Origin of the sequence: Caballeronia mineralivorans PML1(12) (assembly GCF_001028175.1) — a bacterium.
Lineage (GTDB): Bacteria > Pseudomonadota > Gammaproteobacteria > Burkholderiales > Burkholderiaceae > Caballeronia > Caballeronia mineralivorans.
Map to the genome: position 1 here is coordinate 31,546 of NZ_AEJF01000088.1, position 21,681 is coordinate 53,226.

Sequence of the window (21,681 nt, forward strand, 5' to 3'; positions counted from 1 at the left end):
CCGGTCTCGTCCGTTTCCAGAAGTGTAGGATTCCTTGTCTGTCGGCAACAAGAAAAAATGCCGTAAAGATTTTGTGTTTATGCGGAATATACGCAATCCCTGGTCGTCTTTACGCCATTTTTATTCGCACGGCCCTGCGCCTTCAGCAGAGCCTGCAGAGAGAGGTTGCGACGCAGTTTCCAACACGCATTGCCGATAGAAAAACGGGCCGTCAGAAACTTGCGCCGATGAAGTCGATCACCGCGAAGCGGCTGTAGACGCAACGCTTACAGCCGGCGGAACATCACAAGCGCGTCGGTATAACCGTCCTCGGGATGAAGGAACGCCTCCGGCAATCGTCCGACCGTCTCGAAGCCCAAGCCGTGCCAGAGCTTGATCGCCCGCGAGTTGCTGGCGACGACGAAGTTGAACTGCATTGCACGGAAGCCGAGTTCGCGTGCCGTGCTTAAGGAGTGTTCGCACATCGCGCGAGCAACACCGCGACCCGTGGCGTCTGCTGCCGTCATGTAGCCGCAGTTCGCGACATGGGCGCCCCCGCCCGCCCGGTTGGCGCACAAGGAGTACGTACCCAGCACGCGTCCGTCTTCTTCCGCCACGAAGCAGTGATGATCCGGCGCCGTCCAATAGCTGAGCGCCTCTTCGCGGCTCATGTCGCGCGGCAGGGCGTAAGTGTCGCCTGCACGAATCACCGGTTCGAGAATGAGCCAGAGGTTATCCGCGTCGCCCGGTTGCGACGGCCTGATCGAGATCATACGAACTGTTCCTTTTGAATCGCCCCGGATATCCCGAAGGCTCGTGGTTTAAGTGCTGCTCACGCTGGCACGACCACGCTGACAACTACGCCGGCCACCGGACGTGAAGGTCGAAAAGATTATCACGTCCGTGTCACTCACCCTTTCTGGGCGTAGCGTCGGGAAGGCACGATTCAATCAGAACAGAAGATCCTGCATCCGGTAATACGCGCCGACCAACGGCAGCGTCCACGCACGGCCGGCATGCCCGGGCACCGCTGGCCAAGACAGCATGCGCCAGGGGTTTGCATGATCCGAGCCCGACATCACGTCGGCCATCACGCGCCCCATATGCGTCGACATCTGCACGCCGTGCCCGCTGTAACCCATCGAATAGTAGAGTCCCTCGTGCTGTCCTGCCCGCGGGAGCCGGTCAACGGTGATGTCGATAAGACCACCCCAGCAGTAGTCGATCCTCGTTGTGGCAAGCTCGGGAAAATATTTCGCGAGCCCCTTGCGCAGCACGTTGCCGCTCTTTTCATCGGAACGAGGATTGGACATCGCGAAGCGCGCGCGGCCGCCCCACAGCAGCCGGTTATCGGGCGTCACCCGAAAATAGTTGCCGATATTGAGCGACGTCACATAACTGCGTCGATGAGGAAAAAACGCGTCGAGTTGCTGCTTGGACAGCGGTTCTGTCACCACGATAAAACTGCCGACGGGCGCCATACGCTGCTGGAACCACTGCAACGGCCCCAGGCGCGACGGACCGGTTGCCACCAGCACCTGATCCGCCTTGATGACGCCACGCGCCGACGTGAGCTCGTAGCGCTCGCCATCAATGCGTTTCAACTGCGTCACCGCCGCGCCTTCGAAGATGCGCGCGCCATGACGCGTGGCAGCCTTCGCCAGCCCGACCCCGAACTTGCCCATATGCATCTGCACGCCGTTGCGCTGCAGCAGTCCGCCGTGAAAACCATCCGAGCCGATTTCACTGCGCATGCGTTCAGGCGGAATCAACTCGACTTGGCGGTCGACTTCGCGACGCAACACCTCATACGTACGCGCCAGTTTTTCGAAATGCTTCGGCTTGGCCGCAAGCTTGAGTTTTCCCGTGCGGACAAAATCGCAATCGATCTGATGACTGGTGACGATCGACTCCACGCTCGCCACCGCACTTTCATACGCGCGATAAAAGCCCCGGGCCTGCTCCAGCCCGACCCTCGCGGCAAGCGAAGCGAAATCCTGCGCGACGCCGGTGTTGCACTGGCCGCCATTGCGCCCAGAAGCCTCGCTCGCTATGCGCCCTGCTTCGAGCACGGTGACCGAGGCACCGCGCGTAGCGAGTTCAAGCGCCGCCGACAACCCCGTGAACCCGCCACCGATGACAACAACATCGGCGCGGCCGTCCACGGGACCCTCGGCACCTTCACTGAACACGGGTGCCGTGTCCAGCCAATACGAATCAAGCTTCATTTAATTTTCGATTGAATGTGGCGCGGCGAGTTTGCCTCTGTCTCACGCACGCCACGATAGCCGATCTCCGTAACCCGGTTCGTCAGGCCGTCCACCACACATGCTCGGCGAACGAAAAGCCCATCATCGCACCGGTCGGAATCGAACCCAAGCCCTTCAGCCGCTTGTCATTTGCATCGAGCAGGCTGATGAAAGACGGAATGCCGATGCCGCCTTCATTGGCCACCAGCACCTGCATCTCCCCATACATCTGCTTGCGCTTGGCATCGTCCGTCTCCGCACGCGCGCTCAGCAGCAGCTGATCGAAGCGGGGGTTCTTCCAGCCCGACTCGTTCCAGGGCGCGTCGGACTTGAAGAACTGCGTGAACAATACATCTGCGCTAGGACGGGGATTGATGCTGCCGAAACCGAGCGGATGTTTCATCCAGTGATTCGACCAGTAGCCGTCTGCGGGAACGCGATTCACGGTCAGGTTCACGCCGATCTTGGCCGCCGTCTGCTGCATCAGCTGCGCCATTTCAACGGAACCGTTCGCGTCGGTGGTGGCGTAGACCGGCGGCAAGGTCGTGCCGACAGCGCCCGCCTTCTGCATATAGAACTTGGCCTTGTCGAGATCGAATCTGCGTTGCGGCAAGGCAGCATTGAAGTACCGGTGGCCCGGCGGGATCGGCTGGTCATTGCCGACCACGGCGTAACCCCGGAACACGGCTGTGCGGATCTGCTCGCGGTCAAACAGGTTCTTCATGCCCATCACGAAATCGGGATTGCCCGTGAGCGTATTGTCGCGACGGATGATCAGGTCCGTGTAAAGGCCGGATTTGGTTTCCTTGACCGCGTAGCCGGGAGTCGCGGCAATACGCTGCGTAGAACGCGGGTCGACCGAATTGATCAGATGCACGTCGCCTGCGAGCAGCGCGTTCACGCGGGCCGCGCTGTCGCTGATGCTCACCAGTTCGATCTGGTCGAGGTACGGTTGTCCCGACTTCCAGTAGTTGTCGTTGCGCACGCCGACCGTGCTGACACCCGGCTTGAAACTCTTGAGCTTGTAGGGTCCGGTTCCGGTCGCCGAACTGAAGTCCGTGGTGCCGTCCTTGACGATCACGAGTTGCGGCGTAGCAAGGATCGCCGGTAAATCGGCATTGGGCACATCCAGCGTCATGGTCACTTCGTTCGGACCGGTCGCCTTGATATCGGCGAACTGATCGGCGAGTGTCTTCACCTTCGACGCCGTCTGCGGGTTCTTGTGACGCATCAGCGAATAGACCACATCCGCGGGCGTGAGCGGCTTGCCGTCGTGGAAAGTCACGCCCTGGCGCAGCTTGACGATCCACGTTTTCGCGTCGGAACTTGTTATGGACTCCGCGATATTCATGCGCGGCGTCAGGCTCTCGTCGAACTGGGTCAGGCCACTATAAAACATGAAGAAACGGATGTAGTCGCTGCCCGTCGAGCCGATGGCGGGATCGAGCGTGTCGGAGACAGAACCCGCGTCGTAGGCCACGCGGATGCTGCCGCCTTTCTTCGGCGTATCGGCGGCCAGCGCCGGGGTCGCGACCGACAGCAGCCCCGCGCCTGTGACCGCCATCATGCCGGTTCCGGCCAACACTCGCATCATGTCGCGGCGGCTGACGCCGCCGTTTTTCGTATCATCTTTCACGTGAATTGCTCCGGACGGTTAAGGGATCTGAAAGTACGTTCAGGGGGCGACGGGGTCAGGTTTGTCGCGTCTCTTCAGCAGCATCGTATGCTTGCAGAATCCGCGTGAAACGCCGACAAAAACCGCGAAACAGCATAAATCGCTTGTTCTGGGATCGCTAACGCGGTGCTTTGCATGGCCGTCAATCGGGCGACTGAAAACATCCGCGTTTTCCCCAAGCTTCAGGCAACAGTTGCATGCTCCACGTCGAGCAGTTGCGGATAACGCCGCAGAACGTCGGCATACAGTTCGTCGACAATTCCCGCGCCCGCAGTCATCGTCCCGGCGGCTTCCCGCGCGTCGAGCGCATCGAAGATCTTGTGCTTGAGGAAATGACGCCACACCACCGGCGCGCGAGCGAGGATGCCCGTCAACACGTCATAGCGCTCGCGCGTCCACTTCGCTTCATAGGCGTTGCGTTCTGCGCCATAGTCGAAGTGCGTAGCCACCGTCTGGTCCGAGATTCTTTTCGCCTCGACGCGCAATTCAGCCGTCCTCGCTGCGTCGATCGATCCATCGGCCAGCACGACGCCATACAGTTCACGCGCCTGATCGACGGACAGGTAACCACGCCGTACATCCTCGACCACTTTCTGCGCGTCGCGTTCGTGCGGATGACCGTAGCCGCCGCCGCCGCACCCTTCGAGGCGGATCACATCGCCGGGACCGCACATGACCAGGTCGGTCACGCCCAGGTCCTCCTCGCCCTCGCGGCCCGGATTGCGGGTGAAGCGCGAGACGGCGCCCGCCTTGCCACCCAGCACGCCCCACGACGCGAAGCGCGAGCGATCACGATTGCGCGCGGTCACCAGTGTGCCGGGCGAAAACACCCTGAACTCCATCACGGTTCCCAGCCCGCCGCGATATTTGCCAGCGCCCGCGCTGCCGGGCACGACGCCATACTTCGTGATGCGGATCGGCACTTCGGCTTCGTTGATCTCGACCGGGGTGTTACGCAGGAACGCCACGTTCGCGCCCGATGCGTCCGACCCGTCGCCCGAGATCATGCCACCCGCGCCGCCGCCCACCGGACCGATCGATGCGATCACGGTGCGGCCGCGACGGTCCACGGTCTTGACGTTGAGAATCGACATGCCGCCAGCCGGGCATGCCGGCAAACGTTCCGGGCATACCATCGAGAACGCGCCGAACGTGACGTACTGCGCGACCTTCGCTGTCAGGCTGCGCATCCCGACAGCGGCCGGCGGAACGCAATTCATGATCGTGCCTTCAGGCATGATGCAGCGCGCCACTTTCAGCATCCCGGCGTTGAGCAGCAGGTCGGGATTAAGCGAATACAGGATGTAGTTGAGCCCGACGAGCGCGAGGACGTGACGTTCCTTGCCGCCCGTGGGCATGTTCAGCGATGAATTCAGTTGTGGATCGCTGCCGGTGAAATCGAATACGAGCGAACCGTCCTTCACCGTCAGGGTCAGCGCGACACGCAGCGGCTTGCCGTTGACCGAATCCTCGTCGGCATATTCGGCGAAGAAATACTCGCCATCCGGCATGCTTCGCACGATGGTGCGCGCCTGCTCTTCCGAATATTCAAGCAGCGCGTCCATTCCAGCGCGAAACTGCTCGATCCCGAAGCGCTCGATAATTTCCAGCACGCGGCGCTCGCCGGTCATCAGCATCGCGATCTGGGCCTTCAGGTCACCGCGATTCTGCTCGGGCGCACGCACATTGATCGCCATGTGTTCGAGCAGCACCTCGTCCAACACGCCCGCGCGCACGATCTTGGTCGGTGCGAAACGAATCCCTTCCTGGTAGATCTCGGTCAACGTGCGCGACAGTGACGCCGGCACCGCGCCGCCCATGTCGGTGTTGTGAATATGGCCGCCGACATAGCAGACAATCTCGCCGTGGTAGAACACCGGCTTCCACATCATCACGTCGGGCGTGTGGGTCGCAACGTAGCCGCTGTACGCGTCGTTGGTCATGCAGATGTCGCCCGGTTCGTAGTGGCCGATCATGTCGATCACCGCACCGAAGTCGAGTCCCGGATACCACGTGGCGCCAAGCGTCTTCGGCGAGGCAAACGTGAGACCGCGGGTGTTCATCAGCGTGCAGGAGAAGTCTTCCGTTTCCTTCACGAAGGCGGAATGTGCGGTGCGCACAAGCGTATAGGCCATGCTTTCAGCGGCCGCAACGCAGTAGTTCGCGAAGATCTGAAGGACGGATTTATCGAATGTCATGATGCGTTTCCAAGGTCGGCTATTCAAACGGCTTCGAGAAAAAGATTGCCGTATTCGTCCACGCGGGCATTGAAACCCGGCAGCACGCAGGTCGTGGTGTCGTCCTGGGCGACGATCGCGGGGCCGGGGAACTGATGCCCCGCCAGCAGCGCCGTCCGCCGGTAAAGCGGTACGCGACGCCAGGTGCCGTCGAGGTAAGCATCGATCTCCGACTCGGCTTCCGGCGCGCCCTCGCCCGCCGTTATCTTCGGCAACTCGGGCTTCGGCGTGGGCGCGGTGATGACGAGCCTGAGCGCGACGACCTGGATCGCGGACTTGTCGTCGCTATGACCAAAGAGGCGTTCGTGCTCGCGATGAAACGCTTGCGCAATCCCTTCAATGTCGCCATTGGCGATAGCTTCGGTGGTAATCGGAGTATCGATTTCGAACGACTGCCCGCGATACCGCATGTCGGCCGAAACCACGAGTTCGGCCGTTGCGTCCGTGCCGGTCTCGCGGATCACCCAAGCACGTGCATCGGCTTCGAGCCGCGCGAGGTCTTGCCCAAGCCGTTCAAGCGACGCACGGTCGAGCGGATAATAAGTCGTCCGCACGAAGTCGTTCTTCGTGTCTGCAATCAAACCACCCAGCGCGCTCAGCACCCCAGGCGTAGTCGGGACCAGCAGGTTGCGCACGTTCAGCGCACGTGCGAGGAAGCAGCCGAGCATGGGTCCCGCGCCGCCGAAGGGCATCAGCGAGAAGGTGCGCGGATCGATGCCGAAGCGCGAGCTCAAACGGCTCACGCCTGCGTACATGCCGGAAATCGATACCTCGATAATGGCTGCCGCGGTCTTGTAGACGTCGAGTCCCAGGCGCTGCGCAAGCGGTTCGATCGCACGCAGCGACGCGTCGACATCCACCTTCACCGCGTTGTATCCGAGCGCCGCGCTGCCGAGCACGCCGATCGCGGCGAATGCGTCGGTAATGGTCGGGCGGGTTCCCCCTCGACCGTAGCAAACCGGGCCTGGATTTGACCCGGCGCTTTCCGGTCCGACCTTGAGCACGCCGAACTCGTCGACCCAGGCGATCGAGCCGCCGCCGTCACCAATCGACGAAACGGAGACCGACGGAATATGGATCTGGAATTCGCCGATATATTCGCCCGTCGCATACTGCGGCTTGCCGTCCACGATCAATGCGATATCCGCCGTTGTCCCGCCGATATCGAGGCTCATGCAGTCCTTCACCTTGCAGAGCTTCGCGAGATACGCTGCGCCGATCACGCCCGACGCCGTGCCGGACAGGATCATCTGCACGCAGTTCTGCTTGCCGTTCTCGGCGCTCATCACGCCGCCGTTTGACTTGGTGACCTTGAGGTCCGCGCCGATACCGCTCTCGCCCAACGCCGCCTGCAATTGCGTGAGGTAGTTCGACACGCGCGGCTGCACATAACCGCCAATGGTCGCCGTCACCGTGCGTTCGTATTCGCGGATGATCGGCCAGACTTCATGCGAGCACGAAACGAACATACCCGGCATTGCGTGCTGGATGATCGCCTTCACTTGCTGCTCGTGCGCCGGGTTTCGATACGAATGCAGCAGCGATACCACCACACCCTCGCAGCCTGCCGCCTGCATGCCGCGCACCGCATCGAGCACGCTGGCTTCGTCGACGGGCGTTTCCTCGTCACCCTCCGCCGTCAGCCGCCCCACTACACCGAACACCCGGTCGCGCGGGATCAGCGGCGCTGGCCGGCTGGACATAAGGTGGTACATGTCGGGGATCTTCAGGCGCGCGATGTCGAGCACGTCCTCGAAGTTGCGCGTGGTGATGAGGCCAAGCTTCAGCCCCTTGCGTTGCACCACCGCATTCACGCCGACCGTCGTGCCATGCGTGAAATAAACCACCTCGCGCGGCTCGATGCCGTAGCGTTCCCGCAGACCTTCCATTCCTGCGAGCACTTCGCTGCCCGGACTGTCCGGACGCGAAAACACCTTCAAGGTCCGTATTGTTCGCGTCGCTTCGTCAAGCACCGCGAAGTCGGTGAACGAACCGCCAATATCCACTCCGATTCTCAAACCCATTGCCTTGTCCTTGCCTGTCGAAAATGATGATGAATCTGGACACTCCGGCCGTCTTGAGGCACGCCGCCGCGAGGCCTGTCAGTGGCCGATCTGTTTGTTCCACTGTTCGATCCATTGCGGCGAATGCTCGGAGACCTGCTCGAACTCCACCCAGATCGATTTGTCTTTCGTGGCAATGCGAGGCGCCACGCGCGGGTCGTACTTCACATTGCGGTTCGATGCCGCGTATTGCATCGCGTTGACGAAACAGCTCTGGCCCTCGGCGGAAGCAAGTTCGTTCAGGAATTGCCGGCCGAGCGGCGAGCCGTTCTTCACCTTCTGCGCCATGTTCGGGAATGCCACCGAGCCCGGCGACGGACTGATGAAACCGATGTCGGAATTGTTCGCGTCATGCTCGGCCCAGGCACGGCCGTCGTAGTACATCGCAATGTCGACGTCGCCGGAACGCATGGACATGAGCGGCGTGTTCGGGTCGCTGTAGAACGTCGCGTTGCCGCTCACCGACATGCGCTTGATCTGGTCGAGCGCCGGCTGGATGTTGGTGCTGGATCCGCCATAGACCTTCGTGAAGAGCGTGATCAGGCCGGGCGGCGTCGCGACATACGCAATGCCGGGCAACGCTGCCTGCCATTTTCCTGCCACGGTTCCATCGACGAATTCCTTCCACGTCTTCGGCGGATTTTTAACGGTCTTCGTGTTGTACATCAGGCCGAAATCGCCGAATGTAATGGGAAAGCCATAGCCCTTGCCGTAGGCCACGAGACGCGGATCGAGTTGTGCGACGTTCGGCACATCCGCCGCTGTCACCGGGTCGAGCAAATTCAGAGAGATCGCCTTGTACGCAGCTTCAGGCGTACTGACGATTACATCGATGGGCGGCTTCGAAGGATTCGCCGCCACCTGGTTGACCCACTGCAGCGGGTTACCCAACACGACATCAACGGACTTCCCGGTCGCCTTCTCGAACGGCTGCACGAAGCAGGTGCGGTACGCCTTTTCCCACGATCCGCCGAATGCGGTAACGGTCAGGTCGGCGGCGTGTGCGGATAGCGATAGCGCTGCTGTCAAAGCGAAAACAGCGCCTGAGGTGAAAATCCGGCTCGATCTCATGGGTGCCTCGTGGCAAGAAGTTAAGATAAGTTCATGCATTGAGCGCACGCAGTCCGTAGGTGCGTTCGACCACCAGCAGCAAACCGATAGCAATCAGCATCTGCACAGTGCTGATTGCGGCTATTGCCGGGTCGAGCTGGTTTTGCAGGTACGACAGCATCACGACCGGCAGCGTCGTTACGTTCGCCGTGCCGAAGAAGTACGAGACCGGCAGGTTGTCGAGCGAGATCAGCACGGCGAACAGTGCGCCGGCGAATACGCCTGGACTGATGAGCGGCAGCGTCACGAAATAGAAACGCTGCCAGCGGTTCGCACCGAGCACAGCGGCGGCTTCCTCGAAGTTGATGCCGACGTTGCGATACACCGCGAGCACCGTGCGCATCACATACGGCACCGAGATAACAGTGTGCGCGATCAGGAGCGCGGCAAACGACACGCCGATGCCCAGGCTCGAGAGGAAATAAAGCAGCGAAAAACCGATGACCAAGGCGGGAATCGCGACCGGTGCAAGCAGGAAGGTCGTCAGCGCCGCGGCGAAGGCACTGCGGCTACGGCCAAGTGCAATGGCGGCGGGCACGGCCAGCAGGATCGCGACGAACGCCGAACTGAGCGCGAGATAGACGCTCGTCATCAGCGAATCGATGAACGGGCGATATTCGATCAGCCGCCGATACCAGCGCAACGACACCCCGTGATAAGGCACCGTGATCGCGTTGCCGGCCGTGAACGACGCAGCTACGACCACGACGATCGGCGCGACGAGGAACGTGAAGAACAGGAGGTTATAGAGCGACAACGGCACGCGCGCGACGCCCGTCCTGCGCAGCAAGGCGATCATGACCGCGCTCCCCAGCCGCTCGCGAATCGCTGCTGCACGAAGAGGCAAACCAGCACGATGAAAAGCAGCAGGTTACCCATTGCCGCCGCGAAGCCGATATCCTGCGTCAGGCTGAACTGCTGGAAGATCAACACAGGCAGCGTCACAACCTGGCCACCGCCGAGCAGCAGCATCGTGACGAAACTGCCGTTGGTCAGCATGAACACGAGAATGCATCCGGTCACAATGCCTTCGATACTCAAGGGCAGCGTCACGTTGAGAAAGGTGCGTAGCGCTCCGGCGCCGAGGATGCGTGCTGATTCTTCAAGCCGCCGGTCCACGCCCTGCAACACCGGCGTAATCGAAAGCACCATGAACGGCACCATTACGTGGACCAGTCCCATGTAAACCGAGCCCGCGCTGTTCAGCACGTTCAGCGGCCGGTCGATCACATGCAGCGCCTGAAGGGCCTCGTTGACCATGCCGTGCCGCGCCAACAGGATGCGCCAGCCGAAGGTGCGCATGATGATCGACGTAAGCAGCGGTGCGACGAGGAGGAACAGCAGCACCGGACCGAAGCGGCCTGCACGCCGCACGAGGAAATACGCCACCGGGTAGCCCACGACTGCGCAAATCGCCGTGGTGACGAAGCTGACCTTCAGCGTATTGGCAATAACGCGAAGGTAATAAGGATCGCTGATCAGCTTCGTGTAGAAACGCAGGCTGACGGCGCCTCCTTCATGTGCGGGCGCCACACTGCGAAGCACGTTTTCCATCAGCGGCGCGAGGAAAAATACACACAGGAAGATGAGCGCGGGCACGTAGAGCAGGCTCGGACGCACACGCCGTTTCATGACCTTCGTCTCGACCCGCTGCGCTGCGAATGCGTTGACAGTCTGCATTTACGCCGCCTTCGCCAAGGCCTGCCCGGTTTCGGATTCGAGCAGCACGGCGCTCTCGGCGTCGAAGGAAACAACCACGTTCGCGCCCGCGGGTCGCGCGCCGCCACCCGCGGAGGATGTCGCCATTTCGTACGCGTAGACCGGCCGCCCGAGCGCAGGGACGTCGACCCGATACGCGTGGTGCGCACCGCGAAACACATGCTGCACGATATGGCCGTCGAAACGGACGTGATGTGATTGCGGCGCGTCGAGCACGACTTTCTCGGGGCGAATCGCAAATTCCGCATGCTCGCCGGAGAGCCTGACGTCGCGCACCGGAACCACGATTTCCGCCTTGCTCCAGTGCGGCCGGAGCTTCACGGCCCGCGCATGACGCCCGGTCACCTCGCACTCGATCACATTCGCCGTGCCCAAAAACTCCGCCACGAAACGCGTACGCGGCTGTTCGTAGACATCGCGCGGACTGCCGGTCTGCAGGATGCGCCCGCGGTCCATCACGACCACGCGGTCGCTCATGGTCAGCGCTTCTTCCTGGTCATGCGTGACCATCACGCTCGTAATGCCCAGCTCGCTTTGTATCTGGCGAAGTTCGAACTGCATGCCTTCGCGCAGGTTCTTGTCGAGCGCGCCGAGCGGTTCGTCGAGAAGCAGCACGGACGGGTTTGTGATCAATGCCCGCGCCAAAGCTATCCGCTGCTGCTGACCGCCCGACAGTTGCGCAATGTTGCGCGCCTCTATGCCGGGCAGGCGGATCGTCTCGAGCATCTTCTTCACGCGCGCCGCGATCTCGCTCTTCGGCGTGCCTGCCATGCGCAACCCAAAGCCGATATTCGCGCCGACGCTCAGGTGTGGAAACAGGCTGTAGTTCTGGAACACCATGCCCAGGCCACGTTTGTCCGGAGGCAGGTTCGTGACGTCGCGACCGCCAATATTCACCGTTCCCGTATCGGGTTGATCGAATCCGGCGATCAGTCTCAGCGTGGTCGTCTTGCCGCAACCCGATGGCCCGAGCAACGCAAGGAGTTCGCCCGGATGCACGTCCAGCGTCATCGTCTCGAGCGCAGTGACTGCGCCGAAACGCTTGCTCACGCCATCGAGCAGCAAGCGCTCCGAGCGTTCGGCACTGTTTTGCAAAGATGATCTGAACGCTGTTTCCATCATGGAAGGTCCCCGGTTAAGAGCGTGCCGCTCAGGCGCGCTGCCTGCGTTTGTCGATGACATCGCGGATCTGGTAATAGCTCCCGAGCGCCGGCATGAACCACGGCTTGCCGCGATAAAGCGCGTGCGTGACCATCGGCGTGCCATAGGCGCTGACCTCAGGCGCTTGTCCCTCCAGGATCAGGCGCGCGACCTTGTAGCCGAGATAGGTCATCATCACCACGCCGCTGCCATTGCAGCCGAGCGCGTAGTGAATGCCGTCGGCGGTGCGGCCCAGATGCGGCAGGAAGTCGAGGGTGAGCGCGACCGTGCCGCCCCAGCTGTACGCGACCTTGACGTCGGCCATCTGCGGAAACCGCTCCACCATTTGCGCATGCAGGATCGCGCCCGACCGGCGCCGGTCGAGGTTGTAGAAGCGCGCGCGGCCGCCGAAGAGGAAACGCTTTCCGTCCGGCGAATAGCGGTAGTAATTGACGACACGGCGCGTCTCCGAAATGCCGCGACGCTTCGGTATCAACGACGCTTGCAAGTCGGCGGGAAGCTCTTCGGTCGCGATCTGATGCGACACGACAGGCACCACGCGACGCTTCAGATCGGGCATCGATTCGCCCGTATAACCGTTGGTGCAGATCACCACGTGCCGGCTCGCGACCGTCCCCCGCGAGGTCTCGATGCGATACCCCGCCCCCGAACGCGCAATGCTCGTGACCGGGGCCTTGCTGCATACCGTAGCGCCCGCTCGGCGCGCGGCGGCGAGCAGGCCGGCAAACATCATCGATGGATGGACCTGACCCGCGCGTTCGAGCAACACACCGCCTGCGTAGATGTCACTTGCCAGTTCGTTGCGCAGTTCCTCGCGCGAAAGGATCCGTGCGCCCGCCGACGCATAGGCGTTCAGGTTGACGATCCGTTTCTTCCACGCGGCCATGTGCGCGTCGGTCCACATCGCGTTGATGCGGCCAGCCTTCACATAGGAGCACTCGATTGCGTTAGCCCTGAGGATGTTTTCGAACACGCCATACGAAGCGGCTGCTTCGCGCAACAGCGCCTGCTGGCGTTGCTCCGATACAGCGTTGTCGAGCTTCTTGCCCGATGGCGCCTTACCCACGTTCACCCCTCCCGACACCTGTCCGCCGCTGACCGTGCTCGCGCCGATGCCGGGGACATCGGCTTCGAGCACGGCCACGCTCAAGCCATGCTTCGCGAATTCGAGCGCACACGACAGCCCGGCATAGCCCGCGCCGACGATTGTCACGTCGACATCGCGCGGTATCTCGGACATCAGGTCGTTGTGCGGATGCCAATCTTTCCACCAGTACGGGGTCTCGGTGAAATCGGAGGAAAACACTTGGCTGCGCGTCGGCACGATGGGGTCCTCGGTTGGGTCTGATGCGGTTCGAGCCTAATGTGTGCCACATTGCGGCACGTCGTTCCATAAACTCGTTGAAGCGCAAAGTATCACGCACATTTGTCGCGTGCAAGCAGTCACAAAAATGGGGGATTTACGTCGTTTCGTTTGCGCTGGGCGATTGAACAGCCAGCGCGAAACACCACGCTCGCCAGGTTCGAGGGTGGTGAATCATGGGGGTGCGGCACGCCGATAGCGCGCGGTTCCCGCGTGTAGCTAAAGGTAGCGATGCATTAGTCAGGCACGGGCAATACCTCGCTCGCTGCATCCAGCGCCTGCCGCGTAATGCTCACGATCTCGTCGATATCCGCGCGCGTGGCGACCAGCGGCGGCGCGAATCCGATGATGTCGTTAATGCCTAGTGGACGCACGATCAGACCACGCGCAAGCGCCGCCTGCGCGACCCGGTTGCTGACCTTGAGAGCGGGCGCAAACGGCGTGCGTCCGGTTTTATCGGCCATCAGTTCCAGCGCGGCCAGCATCCCCGCGCCTCGCACATTGCCGACCAGCGGGTGATCGTCGAACGAGGCGTGCAGGCTCTCGAGCAGATAAGTGCCGACATTGGCGGCATTGCGCACCAATTGCTCGCGCTCGAGGATGTCGAGATTCACCAGCGCGGCGGCCGCGCACACTGGATGCCCCGAGTAAGTCCATCCGTGGCTCATTGCACCTTGCTCCCGTGAACCGCGCTCGATCACGTCCCATACCCGCTCGCCGACAATCACGCCGGACAGCGGCAGATACCCGCTCGTGAGTCCCTTCGCGACCGAGATCAAGTCCGGTTCGATGCCGTAATGCTCCGACCCATTGCGCGAACCAAGCCGCCCGAAACCACAGACGACTTCATCGGCGACGAACAGGATGTCGTGCCGTTTCAGCACCGCCTGGATGGCCGGCCAGTAACCGGCCGGCGGCGGCAAAATGCCGCCCGAGCCCATGACCGGTTCGCCGAAGAAAGCGGCGATTGTGTCTGCCCCTTCGCTATCTATCAGTTGCTCCAGTTGCTCGACGCAATCCGCTACGAACGCGGCCTCACTGTCACCCGGCCGGGCGTCGCGATAGAAGTCGGGACAGGCTGTGTGAAGCACCTGCGGCATGGGCAGATCAAACGCTGCGTGAAACTTTGCCTGTCCCGTGAGGCTGCCGGTTGCAATGCCCGACCCGTGATAACTGCGATGCCTCGCGATGATCTTTTTCTTGGCCAGCCGCCCGAGCACATTGTTGTAGTACCAGACCAGCTTCACCTGTGTCTCGTTGGCGTCCGACCCGGACATGCCGTAGAACACTTTCTTCATGCCCGGCGGCGACCAGTCCTCGATCAACCGTTGCGACAACTCGACAGCGGGGTCGTTCGAAAAGCCTGCATACGTGTGATAGAACGACAGCTTGCGGGTCTGGGCTGCAATCGCCTCGGCCATCTCCTCGCGTCCGTAACCGATGTTCACGCAATACAGGCCGGCGAATCCATCGATGTAGGAACGTCCCACGTGATCCTCAATGCGAATGCCCGACGCGCGTCTCATCAGACGCCCTTCCAGCTCGCCCGATGCATGGTCGGACGCGTGCGTTCCTGGGTGCATGAAGTGGCGTCGGTCGGTTGCGAGAATTGCTTCGCTTAACGAAACAGTTGCCGAAGCAGTTGCCGGGTTCATGATTGTGTCGATGGGGTTCATGGCTTCGCTGCGCGTAAGGAGGTTTCCGGGACATCCCATTCCGGATGCCAGGCCGGCTTGCTCACGCGGCCATCGGCGCGAGCGAGTGCACTGATGCGCGCCATCGACGCCGCATCGAGTTCGAAATCGAATATCGCGATGTTTTCGCCGATGCGTACCGGATTCGACGACTTCGGGATCACCGCGACCCCGGTTTGCTGGATCAGCCAGCGCAGGATGATCTGCGCGGGCTTCTTGTCATGCTGACGAGCAATCTCCGCGATAACCGGGTCGGCCAGCAGCTTGCCGCTGCCAAGCGGCGAGTGCGAGATCAGCGCCATGCCGTGCCGCGAACAGGCAGCGAGCAGCTTGGTCTGGTCGAGATACGGATGGTATTCGCACTGGTTCGCGACCAGCGGCAATGACGACAGCGCCACGGCACGATCGAGCAGCGCCACGGGAAAATTCGATACGCCGATAAACCGCGTCAGGCCGCGGCGTTGCGCGTCGCAGAGCGCGCCGATCGTCTCGTCCAGCGGCACGTCGGGATTGGGCCAGTGCACGAGCAGCAGGTCGACGTGATCGAGTCCCAGCCGAGCGACGCTCGCTTCTGCCGCGCGGCGGAAGTCGGGCGCGCGCAGTTCGGTATGCCAGACTTTTGTAGTGACAAACACTTCGTCGCGAGGCACGCCGCACGCCGCGAGCGCTTGGCCGACCGCCTGCTCGTTCTCGTAGCGAGCGGCCGTGTCGATATGCCGATATCCGGCATCGAGCGCTGCACGCACGGCGCGGACGCCTTCATCGTGGGTGGATTGCCACGTGCCCAGACCCATCACGGGAATCCGGGCGCCGTTAGCTGCGACTACCTGCAAGGACGCAGGCAGGGGAACAGGAAATGTCATCGAAAAATAGGCTCGGGTGCTTCGAGATTTCTTGACGCCGTGCCATAATACGGCACGGCGTTCCAGATTTATTATGCGCAAAGTAACACGCGCTTTTTTGCTGTGCAAGCAAACGACGAGCGCGCGCGTCCCTGCAGCCGCAAGTCACAGGAGGAGTGAATGAAGAGTTTGTTGAAGAGCCTGGAGATCCTGGAGGCGGTATCGCAGAACCAGCCGGTCAGTGTCGGTGTGCTGGCGCGTTTGCTGGACATGCCGAAGTCAAGCGTGCAACGCGTGCTGTTGACCTTTCTCGAAGCCGGCTGGTTGCGCCAGACCGGAGGCGATCTGACGCGCTGGGAAGTGGGTGCCCGGATCCTCGGCGTGCGCCCCGCCGCGCTTCGTGGCGGCGCGCTGTATGCCGCTGCACGCGAGCCGATGCGTGAACTTCGCGACCTGACCAACGAGACCATTCACCTGTCGATCCCGGACAGCACCAAGTCGATGGTACTCATCGATCGCGCGGATTGCACACAGACAGTCAGGACGTTCAGTCCGATTGGCGATCTCAGCCCGTTCCACGCGACGGCAACGGGCCTTGCCGTGCTCGCGTACATGAGCGAGACGCAGGTGGAGGAAATCCTGAGCCGCGACCTGACGAAGTTCAGCGACACCACGCCGTGCGACCCCGTCGAGATAAGGCTCGAACTCGAGCGCATCAGGCAGCGTGGATATTCAATCAACCTCTCGCAGTATCGACGCGCGGTGTGCGCGATCGGCGCCGCGATCATCGATTCAGACGGCGTCCCGGTCGGCAGCATTTGCATCTCCATGCCCGAATCGCGCTACGAACCTGAACGTCTCGATGAATGGGGCAAAGCCGTTGCAAAGGCAGCGGCAGCCATCAGCGTTTAGAGCAGATTGACTCCCTATGCGGGCATGACGTACGCCGGGCTGGTCAGGATATTTGTGCGAGTGGTCGGGGGTCGGTGCCGGGTTGGTGCTTTCGGCGTTAGTGGTCTGCGAGAGTTAGCTGATCTCTTTGTCACTATTAGCCACTGTGCGTGGCGGCACGTCATTTTTGCAAACGCGCAAAGAAATGAAGCAAAGAAACGCGTTCCAACCATCGGCAAGTTAGTGTCCCTAGCGTGCAGGCCTCAGCTTTTGGCACCTGATAGCACGGTGCTCGCCAGACTCTCCGATGTTTGAACCCCTCCTTCTCGCGAATCCTGACACGAACACGCTTCGCCCCCAACGCTCTCGGGCAAGCACGATGGCCCACGGACCAGCACGGCCTCACGTGTGCTGGTTGCCTCATTTCGTGGTGGGTTGGCTACGTGATCTGCGTGCTTCTTTCTTAAGGTGGTTGTACGCGGATAGCGCGGGGTGAACCTGTGGCAGATTCAGTCACTGGTGGCGAAGCGTGTGGGTATCTGTGTTCGGAGAGGTCGGGCTTCAAACATCCTTCAGTCTGGCGAGCACCGTGCTATCAGGTGCCAGAAACTTCTAGCCTGCACGCTAGAGACACTAACTTGCCGATGGTTGGAAAGCGCTTTCTTTGCTTCGTTTCTTTGTCGCTTTCCCTGGACAAAGAAACGACGGGCGCCACGCACAGTGGCTAATAGTGATAAAGAGAACAGCCAGCATAGACCGGCCACGGACGCAGAAAGAAGCAACCCGGCATCAACCCCCGACCACCCGCCCCAAAATCCCCAAACAGAACCCCGAGTGCGAACGAAAACCCCGTCCACCGGCGCGAGCGAAAAACTAATTCGCAACAGCTTCTAAGGCATAACGCGCTATCACCCCTCCGCATCGCCCGTGGGCCTCGGCGCCGTGGCGCGGCATTTTACGCAGTATCCCTGCAGCACCAGCTGACGTCCCACGACTAAAAAGCCCACGCTCTCGCCGATTTCCTTCTGCCTCGCGTCGAATACCGGATCGTAGAATTCCTCGATCTTCCCGCAGCTCATGCAAATAGCGTGGTCATGATCCTGGCCGTTGTTCAACTCGTACACAATCTTGGTCGAGTGCAACGTCCCGCTCCGCAGTATCTTTGCGTCAACAAACTGCTGGAGCACGCGATAGATGCTCCCGAAACTGATGTTGAGCTTCTCGTCGGCGACCTGCCGGCAAACATCTTCGGCAGTGAAATGCCTTTGCTGCTCATCGAGGAAAAACGACAGCACCTTCATTCGCGGCACGGTCGCCCGCAACCCAACCCTACGCAGTTCCTCGGCAACGTCGATAGGCATGTTAAATTTCCATCTCACCGCTGGCTGGACAAAAAACCATAGGAATGGATCGGTTTCGTTTATACAGATCGACGTTTATTTGAATTGGCATTTAGTTGGGCTGTCCAGACCTGTCCAAGTTGAATCGAACCATTGCGGTCAGCCGCAGCTGATAGAACACTGCGTTTTCCGACGCTCGAACTGTAACGATCCGTTGCTTAAGGATCGCTTAAGCAACCTCGTCGATCAACAAGCCATGGACTCTCTGCGATAAGAATTTGCTGCGGCAAGCGAAGGAAATAGAATTTTTTCAGCGTCGGTCTTCGTGGAAAACCGCTTAGCCTGATTTGATCGATCTCGGGCGGCTCTTCCCGATCGTGGCGCTACCGTCGCGCAATGAAAAGAGGCCCAGTGTCGGACCGCATCCCAACCGTTACTTGAAGACCCACCATTTTGCCGCGGAAAAATTCATGACCATCGCTGCGCCCGATCCAGCGGCGGCGGCCAGCAATATGAAAACGGTGCCGTGGCCAAGCACGTGAACGACAGCGCAGTAGCCAGCGAAATTAAGCCCCCCGCCGAATGCCATCACGGCAAGATATCGCCACCACTGACCATGGGATTTTTCTTTTCTTGATCCACGGAAAGCGAAACGCCGGTTGATTTGCCACGTGACATAAGCTGCGGCCAGAAACGAAACGAGCCGGCCTGCCAGATAACCCAGTCCGCCTAAGAGCGCGAGAAAGAGCACGCTGGCATCGACAGCAAAACCCACTACGCCGGCGATCGCGAAACGTTGGATCTGTCTTTTCATTTTGGATTCAGGTCCATGCGTCGCGACGGCCACGTCACTTCATGGTTTCAACCGTAGCCTGGTGTTGCGTGACGACTTGATCGACGAAATAAAGCGGCCGATGTTTTGTCTCGTTGAACATGCGCCCGACGTACTCTCCAATAATACCGAGCGTCATCAGCTGCACGCCGCCGAGGAACAGCATGATGATCAGAAGCGAGGGATATCCACGCACCGGATCACCGTAGGCAAGCGCTTTCCAGAACACGAACGTTGCGTACGAAAACGATAGCAAGGCCGTGCACAAACCGAGGTAAGTTGCCCATCGCAAAGGAGCCGTCGTAAAGGACGTGATGCCTTCCAGCGCAAAATTCCAGAGCTTCCAGTAAGTCCACTTGGTTTCGCCCCCGTAGCGAGGGTCCCGCCGGTACGGCGTCGCAATCTGCGAATAGCCAATCCACGCGAACAAACCCTTCATGAAGCGATGTTGCTCGCGCAACTGACAAAGGGCGTCGACGGCTCGCCGCGACAGTAGCCGAAAGTCTCCTGCATCGCGCGGCAACGAAACCTCACTGATCTTCTCGACGATGCGATAAAAGCAAAACGCTGTCGCCCGCTTCAACCACGAATCTCCCTTGCGTTCCTCCCGCTGCGCGTAGACGACGTCATGCCCCGCTTTCCAGAGGCGCACCAACTCGGGGATGAGTTCCGGCGGATCCTGCAAGTCGGTATCGATGATGATCACGGCCTCACCGCAGGCGTGGTCCAGCCCTGCGGTCATGGCAATTTCCTTGCCGAAGTTTCGCGAGAGGTTGATCAGATTGATGCGGCGATCGCATGCAAGCAATTGCCGCACGATCGACAATGTGCCGTCCGTGCTGCCGTCGTTGACGTAAATGACTTCGACTGTTGCATCCAGCCTGTCGAGGACTGCGGCAAGCCGCCGATGAAACTCGGGCAGAACCTGCTCTTCGTTCCATACCGGCGCAACGATCGATAACAGAGGTCTGGATTCAGCGGCCGTAAGATCCGGCAATATTGACGGAAGACCCCTTGCACATCGAACTGCTGCGCTCGGAGCACTTCGCAACCTCGTCTGCCGGCTACGGTATTCGGTCATTCGGCTTTCTCCACACGAGGCTTTAACTGATAGGACCACGCAGCATTCGTTAGTCGAGCGAGCACTAATGATCCGAGACGTACGCTGAAGTGTTGACCGCGCCTCCGCGCAACTCGATGTGTAACTGGACCAGCCACGCTTGGGGGCAGTCGGGCGAAATCAACGCGCGAAATTCCGTATGCTCGTTCACTTCGACCAAGCCGGCGCGATACGCCGCGTCAAACGCGAGCCGGGCGCGCCATCGGAGAAAACCCATCGTGAATAGCGCACCCGCAAAAATGCCGATCTGATAGGGCAACGCGGGTGTGCCGCCTTCGGGGAGTCCAAACAGGATCGCGCTAACAAGGAACGGAGCGCTTGCTATACCGGTCGACGTCGAGAAAAGCACCACGTTCGCGCGTAACGCTATCGCTGTACTTGGTTTCATGGCATCCGTTCCCGCAATCCGTTGAACACAAGGTCATGTTCAACGCACTCGACTTACTCGCTACTTACCCGCTCGCCGTTTTTAAAGGCGCTCCTATGGAGCGACGTCCATGTAGACGGGAGGCTTTTCAGCATCATCCGGCTTTGAGGAGGAAAGCATCTTGCGTCGACGCAGATAAAGGTCACGTGTGAATGAATACTCGTCGAGCGAGGCTTGTGAGAGCAGGTCGGTCGCGCTCAACAAATCGGCGCGGTCACTCACGAACTGCACACCGGTTACGGACGCTTGTACGGCGATTGGCGCTGCGGAGAACGGGTTGAGCACGCTCGAGACGACGACTTTGCTTACGTCACGAACGCTGCTCGGCCCAAACAGCGGCAGCACGAGGTAAGGGCCAATCGGCACGCCGTAGTGCGCAAGCGTGAGACCGAAATCCTGATGGTGCTTAGGCAGGCCTGCCGGGGTTGCGAAGTCGATGAAACCGGCAATACCAAACGTCGAGTTGAACGCGAAGCGCATCAGGTCTTCGGTGGCGTCGGTTGCTTTCAACTGCAGCGTGTCGTTGGCGAAGTTGCCGATGTCGCCTATGTTGGAAAAGAAATTGCCAATGGCAGTCCGGACAGGTGACGGCACGACCTTCTGATAAGCGGTCGCCGCGGGCTTGGCAACGTACTTGTCGACCTTGCCGTTGAACGAGTAGATCGTACGGTTCATGGGCTCGAGCGGATCGCCGGCGGTGCGTTGGGAGCCAGTCGCACATCCACAAAGCAAGATCGACACAGCGATCGTCGCGAGCGCGCTGCCGCAGCGGTAGTTCATGCGGAACTCCTGGAAGACAGGTTGATGACGACCGGAGGCGTTGACTCGGATGAGTGGCACTCGACCGTCGAAGTCATCATCGGCCCCGGCGACTTACTGGTTACTTACCGGCGCGCGCCGAAAAGACAGGATCGTCTCGCGGCCCGCGCAGCCGTTGTGAACTGTAAGTACGGGGTAAGTATTACGGCTGCACGCTGGC

At 60.7% G+C, this 21,681-nt stretch carries 18 protein-coding genes; 1 reads left to right on the forward strand and 17 read right to left on the reverse strand.

What is annotated here, in order from left to right; genetic code table 11:
• Positions 1 to 266 precede the first annotated feature (266 nt).
• The 12 genes from EOS_RS13685 to EOS_RS13740 form a co-directional block, all read right to left on the reverse strand.
• The gene (locus EOS_RS13685; RefSeq protein WP_087881932.1) at positions 267 to 752 is read right to left on the reverse strand and encodes a GNAT family N-acetyltransferase; all 486 of its coding nucleotides are present in this window, start codon (positions 750 to 752) and stop codon (positions 267 to 269) included.
• Between the two features lie 177 nt (positions 753 to 929).
• The gene (locus EOS_RS13690) at positions 930 to 2,207 is read right to left on the reverse strand and encodes an NAD(P)/FAD-dependent oxidoreductase (protein ID WP_047847191.1); all 1,278 of its coding nucleotides are present in this window, start codon (positions 2,205 to 2,207) and stop codon (positions 930 to 932) included.
• Between the two features lie 82 nt (positions 2,208 to 2,289).
• Positions 2,290 to 3,822, reverse strand: coding sequence for an ABC transporter substrate-binding protein (locus tag EOS_RS13695; RefSeq protein ID WP_047847240.1), 1,533 nt, complete (start codon positions 3,820 to 3,822; stop codon positions 2,290 to 2,292).
• A 263-nt stretch (positions 3,823 to 4,085) separates the two neighbouring features.
• The gene (locus EOS_RS13700; protein WP_047847192.1) at positions 4,086 to 6,101 is read right to left on the reverse strand and encodes a hydantoinase B/oxoprolinase family protein; all 2,016 of its coding nucleotides are present in this window, start codon (positions 6,099 to 6,101) and stop codon (positions 4,086 to 4,088) included.
• Between the two features lie 23 nt (positions 6,102 to 6,124).
• The gene (locus tag EOS_RS13705; protein ID WP_047847193.1) at positions 6,125 to 8,164 is read right to left on the reverse strand and encodes a hydantoinase/oxoprolinase family protein; all 2,040 of its coding nucleotides are present in this window, start codon (positions 8,162 to 8,164) and stop codon (positions 6,125 to 6,127) included.
• A 78-nt stretch (positions 8,165 to 8,242) separates the two neighbouring features.
• Positions 8,243 to 9,274 carry an extracellular solute-binding protein gene (locus tag EOS_RS13710; RefSeq protein WP_047847194.1) on the reverse strand — a complete coding sequence of 344 codons (1,032 nt, stop codon included), beginning with the start codon at positions 9,272 to 9,274 and terminating at the stop codon, positions 8,243 to 8,245.
• Between the two features lie 31 nt (positions 9,275 to 9,305).
• The gene (locus tag EOS_RS13715) at positions 9,306 to 10,112 is read right to left on the reverse strand and encodes an ABC transporter permease (protein ID WP_053063870.1); all 807 of its coding nucleotides are present in this window, start codon (positions 10,110 to 10,112) and stop codon (positions 9,306 to 9,308) included.
• The gene (locus EOS_RS13720; RefSeq protein ID WP_082163342.1) at positions 10,109 to 10,993 is read right to left on the reverse strand and encodes an ABC transporter permease; all 885 of its coding nucleotides are present in this window, start codon (positions 10,991 to 10,993) and stop codon (positions 10,109 to 10,111) included. The genes EOS_RS13715 and EOS_RS13720 overlap by 4 nt, the downstream gene beginning before the upstream one ends.
• Complete coding sequence (locus EOS_RS13725) at positions 10,994 to 12,154, reverse strand: ABC transporter ATP-binding protein (protein ID WP_047847195.1); 1,161 nt, start codon at positions 12,152 to 12,154, stop codon at positions 10,994 to 10,996.
• Between the two features lie 28 nt (positions 12,155 to 12,182).
• Positions 12,183 to 13,517, reverse strand: a complete 1,335-nt coding sequence (locus tag EOS_RS13730; protein ID WP_047847196.1) for an NAD(P)/FAD-dependent oxidoreductase — start codon at positions 13,515 to 13,517, stop codon at positions 12,183 to 12,185.
• A gap of 275 nt (positions 13,518 to 13,792) precedes the next feature.
• Positions 13,793 to 15,211 (reverse strand): aminotransferase, encoded by a 1,419-nt coding sequence (locus EOS_RS13735; RefSeq protein ID WP_407639135.1) that lies wholly within the window; start codon positions 15,209 to 15,211, stop codon positions 13,793 to 13,795.
• A 17-nt stretch (positions 15,212 to 15,228) separates the two neighbouring features.
• Positions 15,229 to 16,113, reverse strand: coding sequence for an aldo/keto reductase (locus EOS_RS13740; RefSeq protein WP_047847198.1), 885 nt, complete (start codon positions 16,111 to 16,113; stop codon positions 15,229 to 15,231).
• 159 nt (positions 16,114 to 16,272) lie between these two features.
• Between EOS_RS13740 and EOS_RS13745 the strand changes: the two genes are divergently transcribed.
• On the forward strand, positions 16,273 to 17,004 hold the full coding sequence (locus tag EOS_RS13745; protein WP_047847199.1) for an IclR family transcriptional regulator: 732 nt from the start codon (positions 16,273 to 16,275) through the stop codon (positions 17,002 to 17,004).
• A gap of 887 nt (positions 17,005 to 17,891) precedes the next feature.
• Here the strand turns inward: EOS_RS13745 and EOS_RS13750 are convergent.
• The 5 genes from EOS_RS13750 to EOS_RS13770 form a co-directional block, all read right to left on the reverse strand.
• Positions 17,892 to 18,344, reverse strand: a complete 453-nt coding sequence (locus EOS_RS13750; protein ID WP_047847200.1) for a Fur family transcriptional regulator — start codon at positions 18,342 to 18,344, stop codon at positions 17,892 to 17,894.
• A 412-nt stretch (positions 18,345 to 18,756) separates the two neighbouring features.
• Positions 18,757 to 19,170 carry a GtrA family protein gene (locus EOS_RS13755; RefSeq protein WP_235442807.1) on the reverse strand — a complete coding sequence of 138 codons (414 nt, stop codon included), beginning with the start codon at positions 19,168 to 19,170 and terminating at the stop codon, positions 18,757 to 18,759.
• 1 nt (position 19,171) lies between these two features.
• On the reverse strand, positions 19,172 to 20,152 hold the full coding sequence (locus EOS_RS13760; RefSeq protein WP_047847201.1) for a glycosyltransferase family 2 protein: 981 nt from the start codon (positions 20,150 to 20,152) through the stop codon (positions 19,172 to 19,174).
• 148 nt (positions 20,153 to 20,300) lie between these two features.
• Entirely contained in the window at positions 20,301 to 20,663 is a 363-nt protein-coding gene (locus tag EOS_RS13765; protein ID WP_047847202.1) for a hypothetical protein, read from the reverse strand.
• Positions 20,664 to 20,756: 93 nt separating this feature from the next.
• Complete coding sequence (locus EOS_RS13770; protein WP_047847203.1) at positions 20,757 to 21,482, reverse strand: MlaA family lipoprotein; 726 nt, start codon at positions 21,480 to 21,482, stop codon at positions 20,757 to 20,759.
• Positions 21,483 to 21,681: the final 199 nt, after the last annotated feature.